Source organism: Streptomyces sp. NPDC059398 (assembly GCF_042751845.1).
Lineage (GTDB): Bacteria > Actinomycetota > Actinomycetes > Streptomycetales > Streptomycetaceae > Streptomyces.
Map to the genome: position 1 here is coordinate 19,623 of NZ_JBHYWP010000007.1, position 24,718 is coordinate 44,340.

27 protein-coding genes are annotated in these 24,718 nt (G+C 66.6%); 15 read left to right on the top strand and 12 right to left on the bottom strand.

Translation table 11 applies throughout. The features are described 5' to 3' along the window. Positions 1-23 precede the first annotated feature (23 nt). The 3 genes from ACFXBC_RS04525 (at position 24) to ACFXBC_RS04535 (ending at position 2,994) form a co-directional block, all read left to right on the top strand. Positions 24-857 carry a hypothetical protein gene (locus ACFXBC_RS04525; RefSeq protein ID WP_385018599.1) on the top strand — a complete coding sequence of 278 codons (834 nt, stop codon included), beginning with the start codon at positions 24-26 and terminating at the stop codon, positions 855-857. A 356-nt stretch (positions 858-1,213) separates the two neighbouring features. Next, a complete protein-coding gene (locus tag ACFXBC_RS04530; protein ID WP_385018601.1) occupies positions 1,214-2,407 on the top strand; it encodes a PE-PGRS family protein in 1,194 nt (397 codons plus the stop codon). 11 nt (positions 2,408-2,418) lie between these two features. Further along, positions 2,419-2,994 carry a hypothetical protein gene (locus tag ACFXBC_RS04535; protein ID WP_385018603.1) on the top strand — a complete coding sequence of 192 codons (576 nt, stop codon included), beginning with the start codon at positions 2,419-2,421 and terminating at the stop codon, positions 2,992-2,994. 589 nt (positions 2,995-3,583) lie between these two features. On the opposite strand, the gene ACFXBC_RS04540 is transcribed toward ACFXBC_RS04535, so the two are convergent. The 6 genes from ACFXBC_RS04540 to ACFXBC_RS04565 all read right to left on the bottom strand — a co-directional run bounded on the left by ACFXBC_RS04540 (position 3,584) and on the right by ACFXBC_RS04565 (position 9,254). After that, positions 3,584-5,014 (bottom strand): PE-PGRS family protein, encoded by a 1,431-nt coding sequence (locus ACFXBC_RS04540; protein ID WP_385018605.1) that lies wholly within the window; start codon positions 5,012-5,014, stop codon positions 3,584-3,586. A 149-nt stretch (positions 5,015-5,163) separates the two neighbouring features. Next, positions 5,164-5,862 (bottom strand): hypothetical protein, encoded by a 699-nt coding sequence (locus tag ACFXBC_RS04545; RefSeq protein ID WP_385018607.1) that lies wholly within the window; start codon positions 5,860-5,862, stop codon positions 5,164-5,166. A gap of 237 nt (positions 5,863-6,099) precedes the next feature. Then, complete coding sequence (locus tag ACFXBC_RS04550; RefSeq protein WP_385018609.1) at positions 6,100-6,798, bottom strand: hypothetical protein; 699 nt, start codon at positions 6,796-6,798, stop codon at positions 6,100-6,102. Positions 6,799-6,926: 128 nt separating this feature from the next. Next, positions 6,927-7,460 carry a hypothetical protein gene (locus tag ACFXBC_RS04555; RefSeq protein ID WP_385018611.1) on the bottom strand — a complete coding sequence of 178 codons (534 nt, stop codon included), beginning with the start codon at positions 7,458-7,460 and terminating at the stop codon, positions 6,927-6,929. A 103-nt stretch (positions 7,461-7,563) separates the two neighbouring features. Then, positions 7,564-8,607 (bottom strand): hypothetical protein, encoded by a 1,044-nt coding sequence (locus ACFXBC_RS04560; RefSeq protein WP_385018613.1) that lies wholly within the window; start codon positions 8,605-8,607, stop codon positions 7,564-7,566. Then, entirely contained in the window at positions 8,595-9,254 is a 660-nt protein-coding gene (locus ACFXBC_RS04565; RefSeq protein WP_385018615.1) for a hypothetical protein, read from the bottom strand. The genes ACFXBC_RS04560 and ACFXBC_RS04565 overlap by 13 nt, the downstream gene beginning before the upstream one ends. Positions 9,255-10,132: 878 nt before the next feature. On the opposite strand from ACFXBC_RS04565, the gene ACFXBC_RS04570 reads away from it, so the two are divergent. The 12 genes from ACFXBC_RS04570 to ACFXBC_RS04625 all read left to right on the top strand — a co-directional run bounded on the left by ACFXBC_RS04570 (position 10,133) and on the right by ACFXBC_RS04625 (position 19,517). Next, a complete protein-coding gene (locus ACFXBC_RS04570; RefSeq protein WP_385018617.1) occupies positions 10,133-10,876 on the top strand; it encodes a hypothetical protein in 744 nt (247 codons plus the stop codon). Positions 10,877-10,935: 59 nt separating this feature from the next. After that, positions 10,936-11,763 (top strand): hypothetical protein, encoded by an 828-nt coding sequence (locus ACFXBC_RS04575; protein ID WP_385018619.1) that lies wholly within the window; start codon positions 10,936-10,938, stop codon positions 11,761-11,763. Next, positions 11,760-13,070 carry a CpaF family protein gene (locus tag ACFXBC_RS04580; protein ID WP_385018621.1) on the top strand — a complete coding sequence of 437 codons (1,311 nt, stop codon included), beginning with the start codon at positions 11,760-11,762 and terminating at the stop codon, positions 13,068-13,070. The genes ACFXBC_RS04575 and ACFXBC_RS04580 overlap by 4 nt, the downstream gene beginning before the upstream one ends. A 10-nt stretch (positions 13,071-13,080) precedes the next feature. Then, positions 13,081-14,235 carry a type II secretion system F family protein gene (locus ACFXBC_RS04585; RefSeq protein WP_385018623.1) on the top strand — a complete coding sequence of 385 codons (1,155 nt, stop codon included), beginning with the start codon at positions 13,081-13,083 and terminating at the stop codon, positions 14,233-14,235. Continuing rightward, complete coding sequence (locus ACFXBC_RS04590) at positions 14,232-15,161, top strand: type II secretion system F family protein (protein WP_385018625.1); 930 nt, start codon at positions 14,232-14,234, stop codon at positions 15,159-15,161. Before ACFXBC_RS04585 ends, ACFXBC_RS04590 begins: the two co-directional genes overlap by 4 nt. Before the next feature lie 35 nt (positions 15,162-15,196). Next, the gene (locus tag ACFXBC_RS04595; RefSeq protein WP_385018627.1) at positions 15,197-15,442 is read left to right on the top strand and encodes a hypothetical protein; all 246 of its coding nucleotides are present in this window, start codon (positions 15,197-15,199) and stop codon (positions 15,440-15,442) included. A gap of 164 nt (positions 15,443-15,606) precedes the next feature. After that, positions 15,607-15,978 (top strand): TadE family protein, encoded by a 372-nt coding sequence (locus ACFXBC_RS04600; protein ID WP_385018769.1) that lies wholly within the window; start codon positions 15,607-15,609, stop codon positions 15,976-15,978. 95 nt (positions 15,979-16,073) lie between these two features. After that, positions 16,074-16,505, top strand: a complete 432-nt coding sequence (locus ACFXBC_RS04605) for a TadE/TadG family type IV pilus assembly protein (protein ID WP_385018630.1) — start codon at positions 16,074-16,076, stop codon at positions 16,503-16,505. Positions 16,506-16,552: 47 nt separating this feature from the next. Beyond that, positions 16,553-17,002 carry a pilus assembly protein TadG-related protein gene (locus ACFXBC_RS04610; RefSeq protein ID WP_385018771.1) on the top strand — a complete coding sequence of 150 codons (450 nt, stop codon included), beginning with the start codon at positions 16,553-16,555 and terminating at the stop codon, positions 17,000-17,002. Positions 17,003-17,053: 51 nt separating this feature from the next. Then, complete coding sequence (locus tag ACFXBC_RS04615) at positions 17,054-17,737, top strand: hypothetical protein (protein WP_385018632.1); 684 nt, start codon at positions 17,054-17,056, stop codon at positions 17,735-17,737. A gap of 59 nt (positions 17,738-17,796) precedes the next feature. Further along, on the top strand, positions 17,797-18,765 hold the full coding sequence (locus ACFXBC_RS04620) for a hypothetical protein (protein ID WP_385018634.1): 969 nt from the start codon (positions 17,797-17,799) through the stop codon (positions 18,763-18,765). 32 nt (positions 18,766-18,797) lie between these two features. Then, on the top strand, positions 18,798-19,517 hold the full coding sequence (locus tag ACFXBC_RS04625) for a hypothetical protein (protein ID WP_385018636.1): 720 nt from the start codon (positions 18,798-18,800) through the stop codon (positions 19,515-19,517). 116 nt (positions 19,518-19,633) lie between these two features. Here the strand turns inward: ACFXBC_RS04625 and ACFXBC_RS04630 are convergent, their stop codons facing one another. The 6 genes from ACFXBC_RS04630 to ACFXBC_RS04655 all read right to left on the bottom strand — a co-directional run bounded on the left by ACFXBC_RS04630 (position 19,634) and on the right by ACFXBC_RS04655 (position 24,623). Continuing rightward, complete coding sequence (locus ACFXBC_RS04630) at positions 19,634-20,347, bottom strand: hypothetical protein (protein ID WP_385018638.1); 714 nt, start codon at positions 20,345-20,347, stop codon at positions 19,634-19,636. Further along, positions 20,344-21,111, bottom strand: a complete 768-nt coding sequence (locus tag ACFXBC_RS04635) for a hypothetical protein (protein ID WP_385018640.1) — start codon at positions 21,109-21,111, stop codon at positions 20,344-20,346. The genes ACFXBC_RS04630 and ACFXBC_RS04635 overlap by 4 nt, the downstream gene beginning before the upstream one ends. 23 nt (positions 21,112-21,134) lie before the next feature. Continuing rightward, a complete protein-coding gene (locus tag ACFXBC_RS04640; RefSeq protein ID WP_385018642.1) occupies positions 21,135-22,370 on the bottom strand; it encodes a WXG100 family type VII secretion target in 1,236 nt (411 codons plus the stop codon). Further along, the gene (locus ACFXBC_RS04645; protein WP_385018644.1) at positions 22,367-22,594 is read right to left on the bottom strand and encodes a hypothetical protein; all 228 of its coding nucleotides are present in this window, start codon (positions 22,592-22,594) and stop codon (positions 22,367-22,369) included. Before ACFXBC_RS04645 ends, ACFXBC_RS04640 begins: the two co-directional genes overlap by 4 nt. A 323-nt stretch (positions 22,595-22,917) precedes the next feature. Continuing rightward, a complete protein-coding gene (locus tag ACFXBC_RS04650; RefSeq protein WP_385018646.1) occupies positions 22,918-23,973 on the bottom strand; it encodes a hypothetical protein in 1,056 nt (351 codons plus the stop codon). Continuing rightward, positions 23,970-24,623, bottom strand: a complete 654-nt coding sequence (locus ACFXBC_RS04655; protein WP_385018648.1) for a hypothetical protein — start codon at positions 24,621-24,623, stop codon at positions 23,970-23,972. The genes ACFXBC_RS04650 and ACFXBC_RS04655 overlap by 4 nt, the downstream gene beginning before the upstream one ends. Positions 24,624-24,718 lie beyond the last annotated feature (95 nt).

Consider the following 24,718-nt stretch of genomic DNA (forward strand, 5'->3'; position numbering starts at 1 on the left):
TCAGGCCCCGGGGAGGACGAGACATGCCTTCGTACGACAGTTCCCGAGGCCGCCTGCGCCTGGCCGACCGCCACATCGGTGTCTTCGCACACCTGCTGGACGGCGAGACCCCGCCGGACGAGCTGTGGCCCTCCCTGGTCGAGCTCCAGCAGATCGGCCTGGTCGGCGAGGAGGGCGAACTGGCCCCGCTGATGCGCGACCTGCTCGGCGCGCTCGCCGACCCGATGGTCATGATCACGGTCGAGGTCACGGGCGAGCACGGCCCGGTCAACCACGGCGTCATCGTCGGCCAGAACGCGGTCATCTCCCACGACGGCTGGCCCGGCGACGAGGAGTCCGAGTACGTACCACTGGAGCCGAGCACGCTGGTCTGGGAGCTGGCCCGGAAGGTGAACCTCCGCAGCGGCGACAGCGAGACGCCGGCGGTCGACCGGATAGAGACGTCGATGGGCGCCCTGGACGCCGCCTTCGTGGCGCTGGGCGAGGGCGACGGAGTCGACGAGGACGCGACACGCGCCCTGGTGCGCAAGGCCCTGGTGGCGGCCGACAGCAGCCTGAAGGACCCGGGCCTGGCTCAGTTCACGGACCTCGTCCTCGCCATGAACGCGACCTGGCGCATCACCACGGCCTGGGACGGCAACCACGAGGGCGAACGCTCCGCGATGCTCCGCGCCCTCGCGGTCTGGGACTGCGGCCCCCGGGGCTACTGGATCCGCGAAAAGCCCGAGGAGCCGATCCTGCCCGGTCAGGTGACCCCGGAAAGCGCGCTGGTACTGGTCCGCTCAAACGCGGGAGAGATCTGGGAGAAGCTGGCGGACCTGCTGCCGGACAAGACGGATCTGATCGACGAGAGCTGAAGCCCGAAAGGCAGGATCGGGGCGGAATCAGGATTTTCCTGGATCGGGGATCGTTAAAAGAAAGCCGAGCGAACTGAATCGTGAGAACCGTTAACCCTGCCGACCTGGACCAGCTCGCCCGGCTCTTTGATGGTCGCGGTGGCGTCACGGACAAGATTGACGAGGCTTTCACTAGAGCGTCCCGGCTTGGGGTGACTGGTCATCTGAGCGCTCTGAAACCGATGCGTCCGTGGGCAGTTGAGACTGCACCAGACCTGCGGAAGCGTGCTGCGGTCGCGCGCCTCGAGAGCGGGGATCCGAACGCTGGAGTCCAATGGGCTGGGTTCAGTGTCAAGGAAATCGCGAAGGCGGGGTTGATGTTCAAGGCCCCTGATGTTCTTCTGCTGATTGACGCCGTAGCCTTGAGTGACGATCGCGAGTCCTCCGTCTTTCGACGCAAGTCGAATGAATCCCTGGACCACTGGGTGGACCGTATTCGGGCTCACGCCTTGGCTTCGATTCCAGGCCTTGGACCATACGAAAACGAAATCGCTGAGATTCTCGGTGACGTCGGTGACGTAATGGGTGTGCTCTCGCATAGTGGAGTTGCGCTTTATCGGGCCCAATCCATCACCAAAGTCCTTATTGGGAACTCGGTTGCCCGCGGTTGGCTCAAACCGGCAAGCCTATGGACTGCGGCAAAACTCCAAAATTTCCCGGAACGCTATACCTGGATGCCCGCCCGCGTAGCGCGTTGGGGAGAAAATTTGGAGGAATGGAATCCAGCTATTCGTTCTCTGTCCTACCCGGGTAGCTGGCTGCCCAGTCACCTTGCCGCGTTGGGCTCTGGAAGTAGGGCCTATACAGATGCGAATCGAATTCCATTTGTCAGTGGGTTGATTGGTGATCAAATCGGACTCGGTGTGAATTATTTACGCCGAAGTAGTGCAATGACTTCCCCGATTGTTTTCAACGTGACCGGCAACAAAGTAATCGACTTTCTTGTCGGATCAGATCGGCTTGCCTCCATTTATGGAGGGCTCACGCATTCTGGGCAGATTCCTCGTAGGGCTGTTCAGGCCAGCCTGTACCAGATTGGAAAGAATGTTTACAAAGACGCTCGGGTGGTAGGTGGCGGCCGCATGGGCGCCCTGGTTGATAGCCTCAAGGTGACGGGTAAGGCTGGTGGGTTTCTTCGCGCGACCGGTGTGTTCGGTGGTGTCTATTCAACGGCTTACAGTGCGGTCAACGTGTACAAGCAGGGAAACCCTCGCGCGCACTTCGATAACAGAGAGGCAGGAGCCTCATATGTCGCAGATTGGGCTGAGCTTGGATTCAATGCTTCTTCCACCTGGGCCATGGTAAGTCCTAATCAGTACACCGTTGGCGCCACTGCCGTGACAGGGGCCGTCTGGGCCGGTGCCAAAGTGGTCGAGCACTGGGACGATGTTAAAAAGGGAGCTCACGCCACCCGCGATTGGATTAAGGATAAGTCGTCTGGCGCGGTTTCAAAATTGGCAGGCGGCATAAATTCATTTGCTGCGGCCGGCGGCGCTCTGAACCTCCTGTGAGATGTGAAGACATGAGTGTATTCGAATTCGAACTTGAACCCGTGAGAAATGATCGCGGTCATGGATACCGTGGCCAGGTGGGAAAATTCGGGGACGTAGATGTGTTCCGTGACGTCAGACCGCTGAGGCATGAGTCGCGGAGGCAGGCCGCATTGCATGGCCTCCAGTTCCCGGACACCTTGTTCAGCGGAGGGGCTGGAAACATCCCGTCATTGGACGGTGGGTGGCTACGCGTCGATGGGGATATTGTCGACTTGAACTTGAAAATAAATGGTCTACGTCGAGGCGGCAGATGGCTGGAGATGAAGCATCGCCAACACATCTACGAATACATGATCATGAAAAAAGAAGCTCACCTTCGCAGGGGTGAGGATGTAGCCATCGCGATGAGGCGAGGCAGCTATGTGCCTAATGTCGGCGGGACCAGGATCGGTCGAGTGAATGGCGACGCCAACGCTACGGACCTCGCGATCGCGATTATCATGGAAACGGTGGACACTTCGGCGTTGTCGACGCTCGACGCTTTGCTTGCAGCTCCTGTGAACTTTCTCTTCCGGCGTCGGCAAGACGGAGGATCAGAATGGTAGTCCGTGTCAGTGATGAGCCGAGAGTTCCGATCCTTGATCGAAAACTGATGTACGTAGCCCATGGATGCGTGGGCGAGGGCGCCTGATCAACATTCGTTAGGCATTGCCCGGTGGATCGTTGCCCAAGATCTTTGAGGCAGGGTTTCGTAGTCCCGCGCATGCCGCCGGGTTTGCAACTCGAGCGGATGCCCAGGTCGGCATCATTCTGGAACACACCGGTCTGGTAATCGCCATCCGCCTAAACGCTTGTCGCGGTGAGACGCGTGACAGCCAACTCGTCCAGTAGCTGTTTCCGACCGGCCGATCATGCACCGTGGCAATCGTGACGGGGGCCGAGAACTGGGTCGACAGTTAGCACGGCAAGTACGGCCGACGACGGTCACCTCCGCGCGGTGAGGCGTACGGACGTGCCACATCCTCCGTCTACTGCGTTGACGACTCCAATGGCTGCCCAGGAAGAGTCGTCCCAGACAGCGCGTCACGCTGGTCGAAGACCCAGCCGGGTAGTTGGCCCCAGGGCTGGTCGGTTCGGCCGTCAGTCCCGGGGGGCGGGAGCGCTACTTCACGCGCTCATGAGCCGGCGCGAGGGTCAGAACCAGCTCATGGGATTCGCGTGTTTGGCAAGACTCTTCGCGCCGTTCGCGATGCCAGATCCGACCTTCTTGGCCTTGTCTCCCACCCAGTCCGCGGCCTTCCCGGCACCCTTCTTGATGTCGTCCCAGTGTTCGACGACCTTGGCGCCACCGTAGATAAGTCCTGTTCCGACGGCGAGGCCGATGGTGATCGGGTTCGGGGCGATCATGGCGGCCGTCATGGAGGCGTTGAAGCCCACCTCGGCGACGTCCGCGACGTAACCCGCGCCCTTCTTCTTGAAGGCCGTGACGGGATTGCCCTGCGCGATCACGTTCGCCGCGCTGAACACGGTCGACGCCGCGCTTCCGGCGATGCCCAGGCCGCGCATGGCCCCGGTGACCTTGCTGGCGGCCCCGAGGCCCTTGGTCAGTGATGCGGTGCGGCTGAGGCTGGCGAGGCGTCCGTCCTTGAAGGCGTTGGCGCCGACTCTGATCAGGTTCGCGTTGCCGGCCCGGCTGACCGCCTGGCCGGCGTGGGTGAGACCGCCGTATTTGGCGGCCAACTCATCCGAACCCACAAGGAAGTTGATGGCCTTGTTGACCGTCACGCCCTTCCAGATGGGCGAATCCATGAAGTTCAGCCCGCGCGCCGCGTCGTAGGCGGTGCCGGTCCAGTCACCCACCATGCCCCGGGTGCCGGGGATCTTCTGCGCGAACTGGCTGAGTTTGCTGGGGAACCAGCTGCCGGGCGCACCCAGTGAGCGGATCTTCGGGGCGTAGTTGATGATCTTGTTGCCGGACCACTTCAGCAGGCTGTTGTTGCGGCCCGCGAGCACCGTGCCGATCCGGTTCTTCCAGGGGACGAGCACGCCCGACTTCAGCGAGTTGCCGATCAGGACCTTGGTCAGCGCCGCACCCTGCATTGTGACCGTGGCCGTGGTGCCGCCGACCGACTTCCAGTCGCCGTAGAGATCGAGAATGGAGACGATCGTCGCGGCGTGCGGTGCGAGCCCCGGTATCTGTTCCAGGGCGTGCGCCTTGATGCGGCTGATCCAGTCGTTCAGTGACTCGTTGGACTGCCTCTTGAACGCGTCCGCCTTTGGATCGTCGCTCGCCGCAACCGAGTTGGCCAGCAGGATCTCGTCGGGTGTGAGCCCTTTTCCGTTGTGTTCCTTGAGGTACTTGGCGAGGTCCTTGGGGGAGAAGCCGGCCCACCGCGCACCGGCCTCGGGGTCACCGCTTTCGAGGCGGGCGATCGAGGCGCGCTTCCGGAGATCGGGACCGGTGTCCTTGACCCAGGACCGCAGAGGTTTGAGGGAGGTGAGGTGACTGGTGACGCCGAGATTCGACGCCCGGGTAAACGCCTCGTCAAGTTTGTCCTCTACGCCACCTTTGCCATCGATGAGCTTGGCAAGATGATCGAGGTCATCCGGATTGGCCATCCGCATGGCTTCTGTCCCCCTCAGAACTGTCTGCTGCTGTTCCCGGAACTGCTCGCGTCCGGGCGGCCAGGATATCCGCGGGGCCGCGTCGACACATCGGACGCCGACGGAACATCCACGGTTCCTGCCCCGTTACGGATTGCCCTGTTCCGGCCCTACTTGTCGCCGACGAGAGTAAATGCGAAGGCCAGGCGGCGGTCGATCCAGTCGGCCTCGATGGTCATCTCATTGCTCCCCTCGGAGACCATCACCACGTCGTCACCGGCCCGCCATTCCAGGGTGCGGGGGCGCATGGGCTGGTCACCGCCGTCCCCGCCTCCGTCGAGTACGGAAGTCACCAGCCCCAGAGTGGCCTTGATGGCGACGCGCGCCACCCGCTCCGTCTTGGAGTCGCCGCCGGCCAGTTCGTTGCGGCCGACGATCTCCGGATGTCCGGGCTGGTCGATACGCCAGGTGTGCCGGAACGGCTTCTTGGACGGCGGGACACGGCGCAGGGTGCCGATCACCTGCCCCTGGCTGTCGCGTACGACGTGATGGCGCTCGTCGCCCACTTCCTCGGGGGCGTCGACCGAGCAGAGCAATCGCCGGTTCTCCGCGTCCTCGTACAGGGTGTGGTCGCCGGCCGGGGACTCCGTACCGAACTGGGCGGTGCGCGCCAGATACGCGCAGGGCACGTTGACCGGGAATTCGAGCCCCCCCTGCGGTACGCGGAGTGCGCGCGGCCCGCTGACGGCCTTCTTCCGCTTATGGGTGGCAGGGCGTTCCACGATGCCGACGATGAACTTCCCGACGGTCGCCCAGTCGACAGGCTCCATCACGGGCTCCTCGGCCTTCTTCCCCTTGCCGAACGCCACCGTTACCTCCAGGACCGAACTGACGGGCGAGACGGTCCGACCCTAACGGCTGGGGGAGGGGGGCGGGGTGGGCGGCCGGGCGGGGGCCGTGCGGTGCGGGTGCCCGTGGGCACGGCCCTCAGGAAAGCGGAAGGCCGCGGCGCGGTGGGTTGAGCAGCTGTGCGTCAGAGCCAGTTCATTGGGTTCGCGTGCTCGGCAAGATGGTCCAGATCATCTGGATTCGCCATCCTCATTTTTCTATTTGTCACCGACAAGGGCGAATGCGAAGGCCAGGCGTCGATCTACCCACTCGGCCCTGACTGTGATTTCGCGGCTCCCTTCCGACATCATCACTATCTTTTCCTCCGCACGCCACTCAAGAGTCCGGGGGTTTGTCGGCTGATCGCTGTTGCCGCCAGCGATGTCGGCCACCAGGCCGGTCACGAACCCGAAGGCGACCCGCGTCGCGGCCCGTCCGACAACCTCTTTTGTGGATTCGCCACTGGCCCACTCGTTGCGCCCCACGATCTCCGGGTGTCCCGGCTGATCGATACGCCAGGTGTGCCGAAAGGGCCGCTTGGGTGGAATACGGCGCAAGGTGCCGATGGAGTGCCCCTGTGAGTCGTGCACAACATGATGACGCTCACCGTTCACCTCTGTGGGAGCGCCCACGTAACACAACAGGCTCTGAGCCTCGGGGTCTTCATACAACGTGAGATGGCTGCGGGAGGGGCCTGCGGCCGGGCGGGAGGCCGGAGCGAGGTACGCGCAAGGGGCATTGACCCGGTACTCCATGCTCCCCTTGGGAACGCGTACCGCGCGCAGGCCGTACACGGCCCTCTTGCGCTTGGTGGTCTCGGGACGCTCCACGGTGTCGATGATGAACTTGTGGACGTTCGCCCACGCGACGGGCTCTACCGGCGGCTCCACTGCCCTCTTGGCCTTGCCGAACGCCACCGTTACCTCCTGGGCCGAACCTCGGACGAGAGGATTTGACTCTACCGGCAGGGATTCACGCCGAGTTGGTCTGCGGATTCGTCACCAGGTGCACTCGGTGTGGTTCGGCTTGAACGATGCCTTGTGGGTCAGAAACCAGGCGTTGTCACCTGAGCCGTCGCGTTCGCCAGGGCCGTGAGAAAAGCGGTGCGGTCCCGGGTGGCGATCAGTAGTGATTCCCCCTGACGAGTGGAGATCGTCACGCTGTCCATGCCCATCGGGACGGCCCAGCCGCCGCCGACCAGCCGAGGGCCGGCGCGCTCGGCCGAGCGCAGGCCGGGGACCGGTGCGTCGATGGTGGCTGTTGATGCCGCGTAGCGCTCGACCGGTGTCGGTGCGGCGCCCTGGAGGGCGGCCTGGACCGATACCGGGTCCAGGGTGGCGAGCGGAATGCGCTCGCGGCCCACCCGCAGGGTCTCTCCGTCGATGTGGATGCGCTGATAGATGGCCTTGGAGACCGGGACGGCCAGGCAGGGCAGCAGGAGAAGGAGGAACAGTGCTGAAAGCCCCAGCCACAGGCCGATTTCTTCCGGAATGGTGTCCACGCCCATATAGGCGATCCCCGCCAGGTAGAGAGAGACGCAGATGGTCGACCAGGTCTTGGGGGACTTTTCCAGATACATGGCGCTTGGTTCTGCCTCAGTGATTGACGATAGTGGAGGTGGTTGACGACGCCGGATCGGATCGTGCCGGGGCGGGGACGTAAATTGCTCTCGCCGGGGCCCATTAGCGGTTGATGGCCTGGATTTCGTCGACTGTTACGTCCTGGGTGGTGCCGAAGGTGCCGTCAGGGAGGCCCTTCGGGGCGGGTTGCCCGGTGCCGGTCCAGCTGATCTTCCATGTGATGGTTGCCTTCAGCTTGTACGGGCCGTTGCCGCCCGAAGCGCGAAGGTAAGTGAGGCCGCAGGGCGGGGTCTTGTCCGCGTCGCCCTTTACGTAGGGGGTGCCGATCGAACCATCGCCGTTGAAGGTGCATTCGCCGGAACCCGGATAGGTCTCGGCATCCGAGGTGCCCGGTTCGAGCTTCAAGGAGACAGGCTTGGCCACTGTTGTGGCCTCAATGCCGAGAACGGGTACGGAGGCTGTGACAGATACAGGTTTGAAATCTGATTTATCCAGCCAAGCCCAAGTTGGGAGGTTAACTTTTGTGGCGTTGCTAGGGGCCATATCTACTTTGGTCCCTGGAACCCGGACTTCGGCATAGGCGAGGTGCGCAAGAATTTCCGGTGTTACTGCCTCGGCGGTGGGCGGAGGTGCCCCCTTGTCTACCCAGAAGTCCGGCTCGTCGCAAGCGTCCCAGCCTGGAGGAAAGTTTTCGTTGGCGAACGATGTCCACCAGTAGCCATCATCCGCCTTGCTGAGGTTGAAGTTTTTGTACGGGTGACCGTCCACATATCGCTTGCGCTGCTGGGCATCCCACTCAGGACCGGTTGACTCGGCTTCCCAAATGGGCTCCTCGTATGCCTTGAACTGGGCGGCGGTGTATTTCGGTGCATACCAACAGGCCGGCGGCGTCCATGTCCCTGCCGCCGCGAGCGGACCGGCAGTTGGGCCGGTTCCGTTCTTGGACCGATCGAACGCGATGCCGCTCGCGGACGCCGCGATGGTCCCGTGGTTGCCTTCGTTCTTGGAGCTACCGCTTGCGGGGTTCGAGTTTTCCCGGCCTCCACCCGGCACGGTGACTCCGGCAGAGGCGTAGGGTGCCGCAGCAGCCAGAAGAAGTCCGGAAAGCGCACAGGCTACGCATACCGATCTGGTCATTTCACGCATGAGGCATCCCCTGCGGTTGAAACGATCTGACTGGTCTGCCACACGCCATCACTGTTCTTCACGAGTCCAGTCCGGTAAAGGATGAAATCATTCTTAGAGGGTGCCGTAGTGATGATCTTCCCGGTCTTGATCTTCTTTGAATATGCCTTGCTCTCATCCGCACAGAAGGTGAGGGAAGCGGACTTACCGGACTCGATGGTCGCGTGTCGATTGAAGTACGAGATCGAGCCTGTGATCGAGAGATCGGCTTTCTTGAACTTTTCGACCCAACTCGACGACTCCACCAGTGCTTTACCAGTGTTGTAGAAGTTCAGGGCTGCGTATTTGGGATCTGTGCCGCCGACCGCCCCGTTGATTGCGCGCATGCGTTCCGCGCCGTCCGACAGAACGGCGTCCTTGGTGGGGTCCCCCGTGTTCGCCTGCTCGAAGGTCATTTTCAGATCGGACGGCAGAGTGACCTTCGGGCGCCCAGGGGCGTCGCTCGAAGCCGAAGCGCTCGGCGAAGCCGACTTCGACGCCCCTTGGTCCGCGCCCGCGATCTTGTCCGAGTCCTTCGGCTTGTTGTCACCGCCCCCGTCGCACGCGGTGAGGAGGAGTGCCGCTGCGGTCGCGAGTGCGGCGGCAGCGGGCAAGGATCGGCGGTTCACTGGCGACTCCCGGTGAGGGCTGTTGCGGGTTGAGTGAATTGACGCTATCCGGGACGTACTTGGTTTCACCAGAGCGAACTCGCGGTGCGGGCCGTGAGACAGGTGATGATTGGGATGAATGGTGCGTGCGTCAGGGCGTGGTGGGCCGATCCCGACAGCTGTTGCCTGTGGCTCTACGGGGCCCGGGCGCCTCGGGCCGGGGTGAAGGTTCCGGCTTGATTACGCTTGGTTCACGCTTCATCTATATGCGGCGGCGCGTCCGCTCCGTTGCACCCGGCCGGTGCGCGCTCCGTGTTCGCGCCGGGGTTCGCGCCGGATTCGCACCGAAGCGCCTGTGTCCCGCGCCTCCCGGGACGGCCCAGTTGTGACGGTGATCCACACATCCGTAACCGCCCCTCTTTGCGGGTGCATCCGTCGCGCCCCGTCGGCGGGCAGCCTGGAGGGCTCTGATTCGGTCGGACCCGGGAAGCCTTGGCGGGTGCAACCGCCGATCCCTTGTTGTGCAGTGTCTACGGGGAAATCTCGTGAAACTTTGAGGGGCTCGCAAGGACCGTCGATTCTGACCGGTTTGGACCGATCCTGACGATGCGCGTGAAGTTCGCGATCCTTATCTCGTCTTGAGGCGCTTATGTGCTGCTGCTACGGTGCGATGACTTGACAGCCTCCGGTGTCCTGGGGATCGGAACCGGATGAATGGCGGCGAAGTCGACTCGCTTATGGCGTGCACGTCATGGCGACCTGGCGTCGTAGTGATCCAGCCACATCAGCCACACCAGTCACATCAGCCACACCAGTCACATCAGCCAGATCAGTTACAACCAGCCAGATCAGCTACACCAGCCACACCAGTCGCAGAGAACATTCGGGGGAGAAGCGGCGTGAAGGTCCAGGAGCGCACGGGTGCAGGCAACCACAGGGTTCCCTCACCCGCCCAGCCGTCCGGTGAACGGCTTCCCACGGTCGCCCGGGAACGTAAGCCCGCTCTCGCCGCTCTCGCCGTCCTCCTGATCCTCGTCGGCGCGCTGGGAGCCACCGTGCTGGTGCTGCGCGCCGGGAACCGTATCGAGGTCGCCAAGCTGACGCGTGACGTCGAGGCCGGCGCGGCCATCAAGGACAGCGACGTCACCTCGGTGATGGTCGCCGACGACGACTCGATCCACTACATCAAGTGGAGCCAGCTCGGCCAGGTCGAGAAGACCCTCACCGCCAAGAGCGCCCTCTCCCACGGCTCCCTCCTGGTCGGCGAGATGTTCACCGGCGCGAAGGGCACCCCCGCGGGCAAGGCCGTCGTCGGGCTCTCCCTCAAGGACGGTCAGTACCCCGTCGGCATCAAGGTCGGCGACACCGTCACCATCTACCGGGTGGGCGACCGCAGCGGCTCCAGCAGCTCCGGCAACAGCAACAGCCAGTCCGGCTCGTCCGGCAGCACCGGTTCCTCCGGCGGCGGCATCATCGTGGACCGGGCCACCGTGAGCCACGCCGACTCACCCAACGCCTCCACCATCAGCAGCGGCAACCTCGCGGTCACCGTCCTGGTCGACAAAGCCGACGCCGCGGCCCTCTCACAGGCCGCGTCCGCGGGGGAGGCCGCGATCGTCTCGGTGCCCTCCCACGACGGCTGACCGACGCCCACAGAGGCCCCCACAGGACCCTCAGAGGAACCCAGAGGAACGCAGAAGACATGGCGCTCATCGCCCTCGCCGCAGACAAGGGTTCGCCCGGAGTCACCACGGCCGCCCTCGCCCTCGCCGCCGTCTGGCCCCGGCGGGCGCTGCTCGCCGAAGCCGACCCGGCCGGCGGAGACCTCGTCTACCGCACCACCGCCTCCAACGGCGGCCCGCTCAACCCGAACACCGGCCTGCTCTCCATCGCCGCCGCCGCCCGCCGGGGGCTCGCCGCCGACCAGCTCTGGGACCACGCCCAGCCGATGGCCGGCGGCCTTGAGCTGCTCGTCGGCATCGGCTCCGCCGAGCAGGCCGCCGGGCTTGCCGGTGTCTGGCCCACCCTCGGACACGCCTTCTCCACCCTCGGCGACTCACCGCACGCGCCCGCCGACGTGATAGCCGACTGCGGCCGGATCGCCGGGGGTTCGCCCGCCGTCGACCTGCTGCCGCACGCCGGTCTGGTCCTGCTTGTCGCGCGTACGGAACCGGAGCACATCGCCCGCGTACGGGACCGGGCCGCCGCCCTCGCCCACCAGCTGCACGGCGGACAGCGCGGGATGTCGCAGCTCGCCACCCCGCTCATCGGCGTTCTGCTCGTCGTCGATTCGAGCGCGTCCGGAAAGATCGCCCACCAGGTCAACGACATGCTCGTCGCCGCGCAGACCGGCGCCCGGGTACTCGGCACCCTCGCCCACGACACCTCCGGCGCGGCGCTGCTCTCCGGGCGCGGCCGGGGCCGGCTCGACAAGTCGCTGCTGATCCGCAGCGCCCGCAAGGTCGCCGCCGATGTCTACCAGCAGTTCGGCGCGGCCTGGTCGCAGCCGGGTGCCGGGGCCGGTCGATGAGCGACGCCGTCGACCACAGCCTGGTCAAGCGGTACCGGCAGGAGGCCGGCGACCGGATCGCCGAGCAGCGCCGTATCGACCAGGTCAGCAACACGCCGCCGATGTCCGGGGAGGACGAGCGGCAGTACGCGCGCGCCGTCATCGCCCAGATACTGGAGGAGTACGCGCGCGCGGAGATCAACGCCGGGCGTACCCCCTTCGACGCGGAGACCGAGGAGCAGTACGCGGCGGCCGTGCACGCGGCGCTCTTCGGGGTCGGGCGCCTCCAGCCGCTGCTCGACGACCCCGAGGTCGAGAACATCGACATCAACGGCTGCGACCAGGTCTTCGTCGGTTACGCCGACGGGCGCGAGGCCCGTGTCGACCCGGTGGCCGACACCGACGAGGAACTCGTCGAGCTCATCCAGGTGCTCGGCGCCTACTCGGGGCTCTCCTCGCGCCCCTTCGACTCCGCCAACCCCCAGCTCGACCTGCGGCTCCCCGACGGCTCACGGCTCTCCGCCGTCATGGAGGTGGCCCGCAGGCCCGCCCTCTCCATCCGCCGCGCCCGGATGGGCAAGGTCTTCATGGCGGACCTCGTCGGCAACGGCACGCTCACCCCGGAACTGGCCCACTTCCTCGCCTGCGCCGTACGCGCCCGTAAGAACATCATGATCGCGGGCGCCACCAACGCGGGCAAGACCACACTCCTGCGGGCCCTCGCCAACGAGATCCCGCCGGTCGAACGGCTCGTCACAGTGGAGCGCGCCCTGGAGCTGGGGCTCGACCAGTTCCCCGAACTCCACCCCAACGTAGTGGCGTTCGAGGAGCGGCTGCCCAACTCCGAGGGGCTCGGCCAGATCTCGATGGGCGAGCTGGTCCGCCGGTCGCTCCGTATGAACCCCTCGCGCGTCATCGTCGGTGAGGTGCTCGGCGACGAGATCGTCACCATGCTCAACGCGATGTCGCAGGGCAACGACGGCTCGCTCTCCACGATCCACGCCAACAGCTCCAGCGAGGTCTTCAACCGTATTTCCACCTACGCGCTCCAGGCCAACGAGCGGCTGCCCATCGAGGCCAGCCAGATGCTCATCGCCGGAGCCGTCAACTTCGTCGTCTTCGTGCAGCGCCGCAACAACTTCGAGAGCGGCGGGCGCCTGCAGCGTGCCGTCACCTCGGTCCGTGAGGTCAACGGCGTCGACGGCCGCGTCCTCTCCAGTGAGGTCTTCGCCGAGACGCCCGACGGGCGTGTGGTGCCGCACGCCCCGGTGGCGTGCCTCGACGACCTCGCCGTACACGGCTACCGCCCCTCAGGGGCCTGGGGGTGAAGGAGACCGTATGAATGGCATCTCCTCGTTGGGCGGGTTCTTCGATCCGCAGCTGCTGTACGCACTGGGGTGCGGGATCGCGGCGGGCGGCGGCCTCGCGCTGCTGATCCTCGCGATCCGCGGCTTCGAGCCCAAACCCGGCCATGTGAAGGCGGAGCGCGGCGAACGCGCCCGCGACATGCTCCAGTTCGTCGGCCGACGCGGTTCCATCGCCGTCGGTGTCGGCCTGGTGGTGCTGCTGCTGACCCGCTGGGCCGTGGCCGGGGTCGCCGCCGGGCTGCTCGTCTTCTTCTGGGACCGCCTCTTCGGCGGCGCCGCCCAGGAGAAGATCGCCATGCGTCGGGTGGAGGCGCTCGCGGGCTGGACCGAGTCGCTGCGTGACACCATCGCGGGGGCGGTCGGCCTCGAACAGGCCATCCCCGCATCCGCGCGCGCCGCGGCCCCGGCCCTGCGCCCGCACCTCGACGCGCTGGTCGACCGGTTGCGCGCCCGGATGCCGCTGCCGGAGGCGCTCCAGTTCCTCGCCGACGAGATCAACGACGCGTCGGCCGACATCATCGTGGCCGCGCTCATCCTCAACGCCAAGCTGCGCGGCCCCGGCCTGCGCCAGGTGCTCGGCGCGCTCTCCAAGTCGGCGCGCGAGGAGATCGACATGCGGCACCGGGTGATGGCGCAGCGTTCATCGACCCGGCGCAGTGTGCAGATCGTGGTCGTGGTCTCGGTGGCGTTCGTCCTGGGACTGGCTGTGTTCAACCGGGACTTCGTCTCCCCGTACGGCTCGACGATGGGCCAGCTGGTGCTGGCGGGTGTGTGCGGCCTGTTCGCGCTGGGCTTCTGGTGGCTGCGGAAGCTGTCGGTGATCGAGACGCCGGAGCGCTTCCTGGTCCGCGCGGAGCCGGAGGTCCGGTTCGTACGGCCCGAGGCGTCGCAGCAGCAGCCGGGCGGACAGCACGGCGGTCAGCAGGGTCAGCAGGGGCCGTACGGTCAGCCCGGTGGCGGTCAGCAGGGTCAGCACGGGCAGTACGGTGCCGGCCAGCAGGGTCAGTACGGAGCGCCCCAGGCGGGCGCGCCCCAGGGCGGTCCGTACCCGGGCAGTGCGCACCCCGGTGGTCAGCAGCCGCCGCAGACCTCGCCGTTCAACCATGGCCAGGGGGCGCCGCGATGATCGACATTCTCACCGCACCGGTACTGATCGGGGCCGTCCTCGGCCTCGGTGTCTTCGTCCTCGTCCGGGCCCTGTCCCGTACGAAGCGCTCCGCGGTCTCGCAGGTGCAGCGCATCGACGCGCTGCGGGCGGCCGGTTCCGGGTACGAGCGGCCGGGCGACCACGAGACCCACGACGGCCGGCTCGGATCGCTGCGGGCCCGGGTCGGGGTACGGATCGCCGACCTCTACTTCCAGCAGGGCTGGGAGCAGCGCTCGCTCCGCTCCGACCTGGCGGTCCTCGACCGCGGCTGGGAAGGGTTCCTGGCGACCAAGGTGCTGCTCGGAGTGGTCGGGCTGGTCTTCGGCCCGATGCTCTTCGCCATCGTCGTGGTGATCGGCTTCAGCAGGAGCCCGATCATCCCGGTCTGGCTCGCGCTCGTCTGCGGTCTGCTCTTCTTCTTCCTGCCGGATCTCGAAGTGCGCCGGGACGCGGCGGACAAGCGCAAGGACCTGCGCCGCGTCATCGGGGCGTATCTGGACCTGGTCTCGATGAACCTGGCAGGCGGGCGCGGTCTGCCCGAGGCGCTGATGGCCGCGGCCGAGGTCAGCGACGGCTGGGCGCTGCGCCGGATCCGTAACGCGCTCGCGGACGCCCGGATCACCGGCACCAGCCAGTGGCTCGCGCTCGGCAGGCTCGGTGAGGATCTGGGTATCGAGGAACTGAAGGACCTGTCGTCGTCGCTGGCGCTCGTCGCCGACGACGGGGCGAAGGTACGAGAGTCGCTGGCCTCCAGGGCCGAGACGATGCGCCACCGCGAAATGGCCGAGATCGAGGGGGCGGCGGGTGAGAAGTCGCAGTCGATGCTTGTCGCACAGCTGCTCCTCTGCGCCGGCTTCCTGGTCTTCCTCATCTATCCGGCCGCGATGCGCGTCTTCCAGGTCTGATCCCGCTTCCCCTTCTCTTGAGAGGATTTCATCCCATGTTCGGACGCCGCTTCAGTCACCCGACTGTCGACTTTCTGATGACGTTCCTGCAGGCACGCGTCGAGCGCGCCCGCTCCGATGAGACCGACCGCGGCGCGTCAGCCGTGGAGTGGGTCATCATCTCGGCGGTCGTCGTCGCGATCGTCGGCGTGGTCGCCGCGATCATCAACTCCGCGCTGAGCGACGGCGCCAACAAGGTCGGCGACTGCATCAAGGGAGCGAGCGCGAGCGGCACCTGCTGAGGCGCGGGGCCGCCCGGGATCCTGCCGGGCCTGCTCCCGCGTCCCCTGTTCATTCCCGAGTCCGGTCGATCGGACGAGTCACTGAGTCGGTGCTGGTGCGTCAGAGGATCAGAGCGTTCGTACGCCGCAGGGTGGAGGCAGCCTCCGCCCGCGGCGACTCCGGCATGACCGCGATCGAGTTCGTCTTCCTCACGCCGGTCCTGTTCTTCATGATCTTCGCGACGGTGCAGTTCGCGCTGTACTTCTTCGCCGACCATGTGGCCCAGGCGGCGGCGCAGGCCGGTGCGCGCAAGGCGCGGGCCGAGGCGGACGAGAACCCCGGCGGCTGGCGCGGGGACGCGGGCGACGTCGTACAGAGCTATATCCACCAGCTCGGCTCGAAGCTGGTGCTGGGCCCGGACGTGACGATGCTCCAGCCGGACCAGGACACGGTCGGCGTGGAGATCACCGCGAAGGTCCCCAATGTCTTCCCGGGCCTGGGCCTCACGGTGCACGCGCAGTCGCGGGGGCCCGTCGAGCGGTTCGTACGGGACTGATGAGAGGCCAACGGGTGGCGGGGCGTAAGGCGTTCTTGGGTACGGGGAGTGGCCGTACGGGCAGGTGTGCGCGGTGTGTGCCGCGTGCGCCCCGTGTGCCCCGTGCGATACGGACCTGGCTGGACCGCACGGGCGCCGCCGGGGCCGACCGGGGCCTGTCCACCATCGAGGTGGTCATCCTCGCCCCCGTCATGATCCTCTTCATTCTGGTGCTGGTGGGCTTCGGGCAGCTGGTCGAGGGCCGCGGCGCCGTGGACAGCGCCGCGCGTGACGCCGCCCGCGCCGGCTCGATCCAGAAGGACGGCGGCGTCGCGATGTCCGAGGCGCGCAGGGCAGCCGAGGCGGACCTCACCGATGTCTGCTCCGGCCCGGTGTCCGTCACGGCCAAGGGATTCGTCAAGGGCGGCTTCTTCACCGTCGACGTGAGCTGCCGGATCCGTGGTCTGGCCATGCTCGGCCTGGACATCCCCACCACCCTCAGCGGGCACTCCACCTCGCCGATCGACCCGTACCGGAGGACGCAGTGAACGCGCTCACCGGAGCAGCGAACGCGCAGACGGGGGCAGCGAACACCCTGACCGGATGGATCGATACCCGCAAGGCCCGCCTGGACGACCGGGGTTCGGGCGCGGCGGCCGTCATCATCTTCGCGTTCCTGTTCCTGGCCCTGGCCGCGTTCGTGGTGGACGGCGGCCTGTCCATCTCGCAGCGGGAACGGGCCGCGGACATCGCGGAGCAGGCCGCACGGTACGCGGCCCAGGACATCGACCGGGAGTCCCTGTACGGCAACCATGGCGGCCCCGCGCCGATCAACTACCAGAACTGCGACGCACGGGTGCACGCCTTCGCGGTCGAGATGGGCATGTCCGCCCGGGACATCGGCGCCTCGCACTGCACGGCGGCCAACACACAGCGGGTCGAGGTGACCGTGCAGCTGACGTACGAGCCGGTGCTGACGGGCCTGTTCTACAGCCACTCGATCACCGTGCACGGGTCTTCGGTCGCCGAGTCGGTCACGGGTTGACGGTGACGCGTTCACCGGGTTCCCGGTGCAGATGGAAAGGCACACACTCTCATGCATGACACAACCCCCTCACGTCTCGCGCGCCGCGGGGCCGGCGCGGCGGCGGTCGCGGTCGCGGCTGCGCTGGTGCTGTCGGCCTGCGGCGGCGGTCATTCGTCGTCCTCCGGCAAGGCGGGCAAGAACGACAAGATCGCTGGGGCGGACACGGGGGCGACGGCGGCCCCCTCCGCTTCGGCTTCCCCGGACGGGATCGAGCGGCCGAAGGTCGTGCTGCCGAAGGGCGTGAGCAACGTCTTCGAGGGCGGTAAGACCGGGGATCCGAAGCAGGACGCGATCCTCGCCGACAACGCGCGGAGCCTCGACGCGATCAACGCTGCGATCACCACTGATGACAAGAAGCTGCTACCGGCGGTGCGGTTCTACAACAAGGGCGATGCCCTTACCTCGGCGCTCTCCTACATCCAGGGGTTCTATGACGACGGCAGGTCCTACGTGGGAACTGCTCGTTACTACAACCGGAAGGTCACCCCTCTGAAGGACGGAGCCGTGGCGGTGACCTACTGCCAGGACGCGACGAAGACGTACCCGAAGAACCGCAAGACCGGCAAGGTGAGCCACCCCGCGGCCTCGTCGGGGGACTACACCTTCTTCAACGAGCGTCTGGAGAAGAACGACAAGGGCGTCTGGCAGTCCGCCAATGTGATCTCGGGTGAGGGGGGCAAGAAGTGCGCCTGACGCGCCGGGCCGGTTCGAGATACCTGTTGGTCCCGGGGCTGGCGCTGACCCTTTTGTCCGTGCCCACTTCCGCGTTTGCCAGCGGCGGGCTCGGAGGTAGGGGCGACCAGCGCGCCCACTCCGCGGGCGGCTCGGCCAACGGCAAGATCACCGTACACACGCGCATCCGGACCACCACCAACGGCAGTCCCGGCACCGCGAAGACCGGCTCGCTCTCCTCCACGGACAGCAACTGGACTCCGCCCGCGTGCTGGTACGAGCCGGCCTTCTCACCGAAGGAGATCCAGGCCACCGTCAAGTCCTGGCGAAAGGTGGGCTTCTTCGGTATCGGCGACATCGTGGGTGGCTTCCTCGACAGTTACTACAAGGACGGCAAGTACAAGAACTACAACCTTGACCAGCAGGGCAAGGGAATGTTCTGGGCGGCCGCCATCAATCCGAAGCGCAAGGACGACCCCCAGGCAAACTCCTGCGACAAACCGCCGTTCTGGGTCCCGAACAACACAACCCCCGACGAGCCCCTCGCCGTCAGCCCGAAGGTGCTCGCCGAGTACGCCTATGACGAACTCCCCGTCCCCGACACACAGATCGAGGCCGCCCCGGCGGGAAAGTCCACGGTCAACCTGCCCACCTGGGTCTGGCTGGACAAGGCCCGCTTCAAGCCGGTCTCTGTGACCGCCTCACTGCCTGGGACCGGGCTCTCCGCGACCACGACCGCCACCCCTGCCGCGCTCCGCCTGGACCCGGGCACGGCCGATGCGGAGGTCCACCCGGCGGGCGGCGACTGTCCACTCAACGCGGACAAGTCCATCGGTACCCCGTACATCCGGGGCTCCGCCGACCGAACGCCGCCCTGCGGGGTGACGTACCTGCGCTCGTCGGGCGGAGGGACGTATCCACTGCGGGCGACGCTCACCTGGAAGATCACCTGGACCAGCACCACGGGAGAGGGCGACACGCTGCCCGATGGAACCTACGGGGACACGAAGGACGTCGCCGTCCAGGAGATCCTGTCGGTCAACCGCTGAATACCCGTGCCACCCGAGGAGAGAAGCGAGCGATGCCGTTCGGAAGGCAGCGGCGGCCCCCCGAGCCGCCCGTCGAGCCGATGCCCTGGGAAAGCATCGGCTGGTTCGTGGTCAGCGATGTGGAACAGCCGGCCACGTTCCGCCGTAAAGCGGTGACCGGACCGCGGGCGATACGTGTGCGGTCGGTCGACGGGCCCGTACGGTGCTTCGCGCCTGCCGTGCTTGTCGTCCAGCCTGACCCGGAGACCAAGGCGTACGACCTCTACGCGGCCCGGGATCCCCGTCAGCCGATCTGCGCGCTCGCGTCCATGACCGGCGGGAAGGGCGGCGAGCAGTACCGGGTGGCGGACGGAGCGGGGCAGGAGATCGGCACCGTGCACCGTACTGTCGCCGCGAAGCGCACGATCCAGCACACCTGGTGGCTGCGGCAGCCCGGTCACCCGGATGTCGTGGCCCGCTACCACTGGGCCAAGGGCAGTGCCAAGGAGGTTGCGTCGCGGGGCAAGGCGGCTGTGGCGCGGCAGGCGGGGAGCCTTGCCGAAAGCGTCGTGGATTCCTTGATCTTCGGTGGTGACGACAGCGGCGGCCAGAGCGGCAACCACATCCGCAAGCCGGTGACCTGGCGGGCGGGCGAGGACGAAGTGGCCCTCACGTCGGATCACACGGACCGCGGGGTCAACACCTATATGCCGAAGGCCGGCTGGCTGGACCTGCGACTGGTGTTCGCGCTGGCGGTGCTGCGGGAGGGCTGACCGTACGCGGGCAGGTTGCCGTCGTCGGCGGGCAGCGGCTGTCCGTCTGCTTCTCCCGGGCCTCTTCATGTCGTGCCCGAGGTCTGGCCCGTACGGGACAACTGGCGCCGTTCGTGTCAGCGCCGTGCCTGCGCCCCCGCCCGCTCCAGCGCCGCCCGGAGCTTCTCCGGGTGGCGGGTGGGGGCCGACCAGACCGGATGGAACGTGAACTGCTGTGGAGCCGATGTCCTGAACCAGTACCGCCTCGTGTCCGGGGGCTGGAACTCCGGCACAGCAGCCGCGGAGAGATCGACGGCGAAGACGAGAGCGGCGCGCGTGTAGGGGGCCGTCAGCGGGCCCACCAGAACGGTTCCGGCAGCGGCCGATGAGCGGTTCGCCCCCACACTCCTGCCCAGCCTGGCGAGCTTCCGGATTTCCTGGCGCTCCGTGACCACTTCGACCTGCTGGAGCGCGTGCCAGGGACAGAAGTACACCTGCCGCCGCCGCGCTCTGACCCGAGGCAGCTTGTCTCCTTGCTTGCGGCCTTGCCCGTGCTCGCGCGTCCGCCTGCGCGCGGCCTGACTGAGGCCGCCGATCCAGATACCTGCCTGGTCGACGCGGATACCGATCGGCCAGACCTGGCCCAGGTACAGGCCGCCAAGAGTCATGGACCCGAACCAGCCCACGATCACTCCGGGGATGTACACCGAGGGGTTGTCGGTCAGCAGCAGAGCAACGAACGAGCCGATCAGCAGCAGGGGCCAGAAGAAGCCGTGGAACACCAGTGGTGGGCGGAGTCCGGAGCGCTCCTCGGTGTAGTAGGCAGGCTCGTGCATCTCAGGCAGGTTCATGCGGTGCGTCCAGCGAACAGATCGGTCAGGAGGCGGCCGAGCGCTTGATCGTCACAGTCGGTCGTGGTCGGCGCTGTACCGACCCCTTCGTGCTCCACGCGCAGCCCGGATGAGCCAACCCGTACTGCGATACGGTCGCGTGCGGGGCCCGAGCCCTTGTCCGGCTGATACACATCGATCACCCTGGGCAGGCGGCGGCCGAGCTTGCGAGCCGGGGCCCTGCCGACCCAGCGCAGCAGGGAGCTGACGGCTTCCTCCGGGCTGATCAGCGCGTACTCGTAGGCCGGGCCGAATCGCGACACGTGGTTCCCGGTGGCCACCTCGGCCAGCACGGCCCGCAGCCCACGGCCTTCGTCGGCGATTCCGTACAGCCGCATACGCTCGGGCTCGCCCATGGGGCCCTCGCGGCGGAGGACGACGAACGCGGGCCGGCCCCGGCCGGCCAGGATCATCGCGAGCAGCGGACGAACCGGAAGGTCCACGTTCTCGGCGATGGGGCCGGCAGCACCGGACTCAGGCTCATCGAGCAGACCGCGGTGGACCAGGAACTTCAGCGCCATGGCCGAGAGCCCGATCCGCTCCGCGTCCAGCATGTCGGACCACCAGGAGCGGGCGTCCTCGTCAACGAGCGTGGCCTGCATGGCTCCGAGTACGTACAGCTCGGCTGCCGACAGAGCGGGCAGCTGGACCGCACCGTCCTGCTCGACCTGGTCCAGCAACGCTTGCGAAGCTTCGACATCTGCTTGTCGGGGGTCACCCGTCATGTGGTGCTGCCTCCATCGGCTGCTCAGAGAAAACTGGTGACCGCATGCCAGGTGCTCTTGGCCGCTGACGCCACGGCGTGACCGGTGGCGTTGCACACGTTCTTGAACGGCTTCCAGTGGTGGTAGAGGTAGGTGCCGCCCAGATAGAGGCCGGTGCCGACCATGACGGCTTCGCCCACGACCGGTACGGCGTCCACGACCTGGAGAGCGGCGAGCGTGTCCCAGGTGGCGAGACCGGCGTTGACACCGGCCGCTCCGCGGTCCACCCAGCCCATCGCGCCCTTGTCCTCGGGCTTCCACATGGTGTAGAAGTCGCCCGCGATGGCCAGACCGTTCAGCCCCACGGTCGCCCCGCGCAGCCACGGAAGCCGCGCCGCTTCCCCGAGGCCGGCCAGCTTCGTGCCCTCGTTCCACTTGCCGATCGCTTCCCAGTCCTTGGCGAAGTCGTCGATCGCCTGGGCGAGATCGGCCTCGGTGGCCGCCCCGCTGCTCATGGCGTTCATGATCGGCCGGGCCATCTTCGGGAAGTCGGCCTCCATCAGTTCCGGGATCCGGGCCGCGAACTGCTCAGCGGTCGTGACGCTCTCCTCCGCGCCCTCCGCGCCGCTCATCAGCTTGAGCAGCACCATGTCGGCGTACGGGGCAGGTACGGCGTGCAGACGCTCGTCCCATTTCCGCAGTTCGCCCTCGGGGCCGAAGAGCTTCTCCCAGAGCCCCGGGTTCTCCTCCTTCAACTCCTCGCCCGCCTTCGCCACCTGCTCCTTGAGCTGCTTGGCGGAGAGGGTGTCAGGACAGGTCCTGGCGAGCGTCGTCTCCGCGTGGCTCAGCGCGGTCGCACACGCACCCGCGGCGCGGTTCAGGTCGGAACTCGCGTCGCTGACCTTCTGGCCGAGTGCTTTGGTGGACCGGCCCGGGGCAGAGGACGCATGGTGCGAGGCGTGGGAGTGGTTGTCGGCGCTGGTGTTGGCGCCCTTCACCGCCTTCTGTGCGGTCTCCAGCGCCCCGGCGTAGGTATGCAGTGCGTCGTACGCGGCGCCTGCCGCCGCATGGACTGCCTTGAAACGCGGATACACGCCTTCGGCCGCCGTCCGGTACTGCTTGGACAGTGGGCCCGACCAGCCCTTGAGTACGGCTTCCACATGCCGCTGGAACGTCGTCAGCAGTGCGGAATGGTCATGGGCCAGCGATTTGAACCGGCCGGCGGCGGTCCGCAGTGTCTCTGGATTCCCGGCCGGAACGGTGTACGTGGGAGGCGTCATCTGCCGCCTCCGCCCGCCTTCTTGAGGTTGGCGGCGGTCGTCCGGGCGACATCGCCGAGATCACTGACGGAGGTTCCGGTATCGTCGGCTGCCTTCGCGATTGCACCGGCCAGCGAGCTGATCGCGGTGGCCACCCGGTGGTCCCCGGCGGCGCCGGCTGCCTGCTTGCCGGCCGCCGCGCCGGCCTTGGAATGGCTGTTGGCCGAGGTAACGACCGCTTTCATGGATGAAGCCGACGCCTGTATGTGCTCGGCGTCACCACCCCGGTACCCCACTGCTTCCCCCCACCCCGTTTTCTCTGCCCGGTCCCGGCTGATCCGTCCCAGCCCCGGCTCCGGCATCCGACGGTGCTCGGCGGGCCAGGCCCAGTCAACGCCGGAAGAGGCGCATCGCCCACTCTTGGCCGGGCGGTGAGGGGAACTTTGCAATCGTGTGGCCTGGGGAAAAGAGTGGGGCGGGGAGAGCCACTTGCCGGCCGCCGGTGGATGGTCCTGACCTAAGGCCCGCCCGGCGCTTGCCGCCCGGGTGAGCGGGTGAGCAGGGCCCCTCAGCGGTTGATCGTCTGGATCTCCTGAACGTTCATGTCCTGGGTGGTCTGGAAGGTCCCGTCGGGCAGGTCGCCGCCCGCGCCCCCCGTGCCCTGCCAGCTGATCTTCCAGGTGATCGACGCCTTGAGCTGGTACGGCTGCCCGTCCGTCGCATGCAGGTAGTTGATGCCGCAGGGCGGGTTCTGGTTGGCGTCGCCCGCCTTGTACGGCGTGCCGATGGAGCCGTCCTTGTGGAAGGTGCAGGTGCCCGATGCGGGGAAGGTGTCCGCGTCGTCCGTTCCGGGGTCCAGGTGGAGGCTCACTGGCTTCGCGGTGGTCTCGGCCCAGAGCCCGGTGTTGGGGAGCTCGGCGCGGACGACCACGTCCTTGAAGGTGCCCTTGTCCAGCCAGACCCAGGTGGGTAGGTTCACGGTGGACTTGGTCTGCGGCTTCAGCTCGATCTTGGTCTCGGGGACCTTGACCTTGTTGTACGCGTACTCGGCGAGCATCTTCGGGGTGGGCGCGTGCGGGATCTTCGGGACCTGGCCTGGGGGCTGCCAGAACATGATGCGGCCGCACTGCCAGGAATCGGGGTCGGATTCGTCGGGCGCCACGCTCCGCCAGAAATAGCCGCCCTTGCCGATGTTGTAGTTCTTGTATCCGTCGGCCATCGAGTTGGGGTCGTCGAAGTTGGCCTCGGGTTTGCCGTCCTTGTAGTGGTCGGTCCAGAGGGTCTTGCCGTACCACGACTCGTGAATTCCGACATCGCCCGCGCCGTCCGTCTTGTCGACGAACGCCTTGAGCGCCTCGGGTGTGAAGACGGGCTCGTACCAGCACGCCGGAGGCTTCCAATTGGGGTCGACCGCACCCAGACTGCCCCTTTTTCCGCTTCCGCCGCCGCCCTTGGGGTAGCTGAGGCGGATTTGGGAGTGGGTGGCGGAGGCGCTGACGTTGCCCTGGTCGTCCGAGTCGCCCTTCGTGCCACCTCCCCCGATAGCGAGGGCCGGTCCGGAGGAGAGTGCAACCGCAGTCAGCGAGACCACGGCGAGCGCCGTCATCCTGCGCTGGGAGTTCACGACGGGCAGCCTCCCCTCTTGGAATTGGTGGACACGGTCTGCCATACGCCTTGTGAGCTTTTCTGCATGGTGGCCGTGTAGTACACCTTGGGATTCGTGCCTGCCGGATTCCCCTCGACCTTTCCTGTCTTGCGGTCCTTTGTGTATGCCTTGCTCTCGTCCATGCAGTAGCTGAGGACCGCTCGTGTCTTGTTGCCGCCGAGCATGCTCGCCTTGGCGTCGTATACCGGCGCCTTGCCGATGAGGGTCAGGTTCTTGCCCGTGTAGGTCTTGATCCACTTCTGGTCCTGGGAAAGACCGGCCGCAGTGTCGTAGAACTTGAGGTAGTCGGCATCGGGGGCGTTGGCGATGATGGCCGCGTATCCGGCCCGTACCTGTTCCCTGCCGTCGTTGAGAACGGCCTGCTCTTCGGAGTCGCCGCTGTTCCAGCCCTGGAAGTCCAGCTGGAAAGCGTGCGGAATCGTGATCTCCGGCCGCGCCGCACCCGGCGCCGCAGAGGTGGACGCCGAAGCGGACGGGCTCTTCGTCCCCTCGTCCGCTCCCTTGATCTTGTCCTTGGAGGCGTCACTGCTGCTGCCCCCGCAAGCGGTCAGCAGCAGGGCCGCACTGACGGTGAGTGCGGCGGCGATGGTTGGAGTGCGGCGGGCCACGAGATGTTCTCCCCCGGTTGATCGGCAGCAGGTCGGCAGTCCGGACTGCAAACCCGCAGGGAAATCGAAGCTACCAGCCGGGTGTAAAGGGCAGC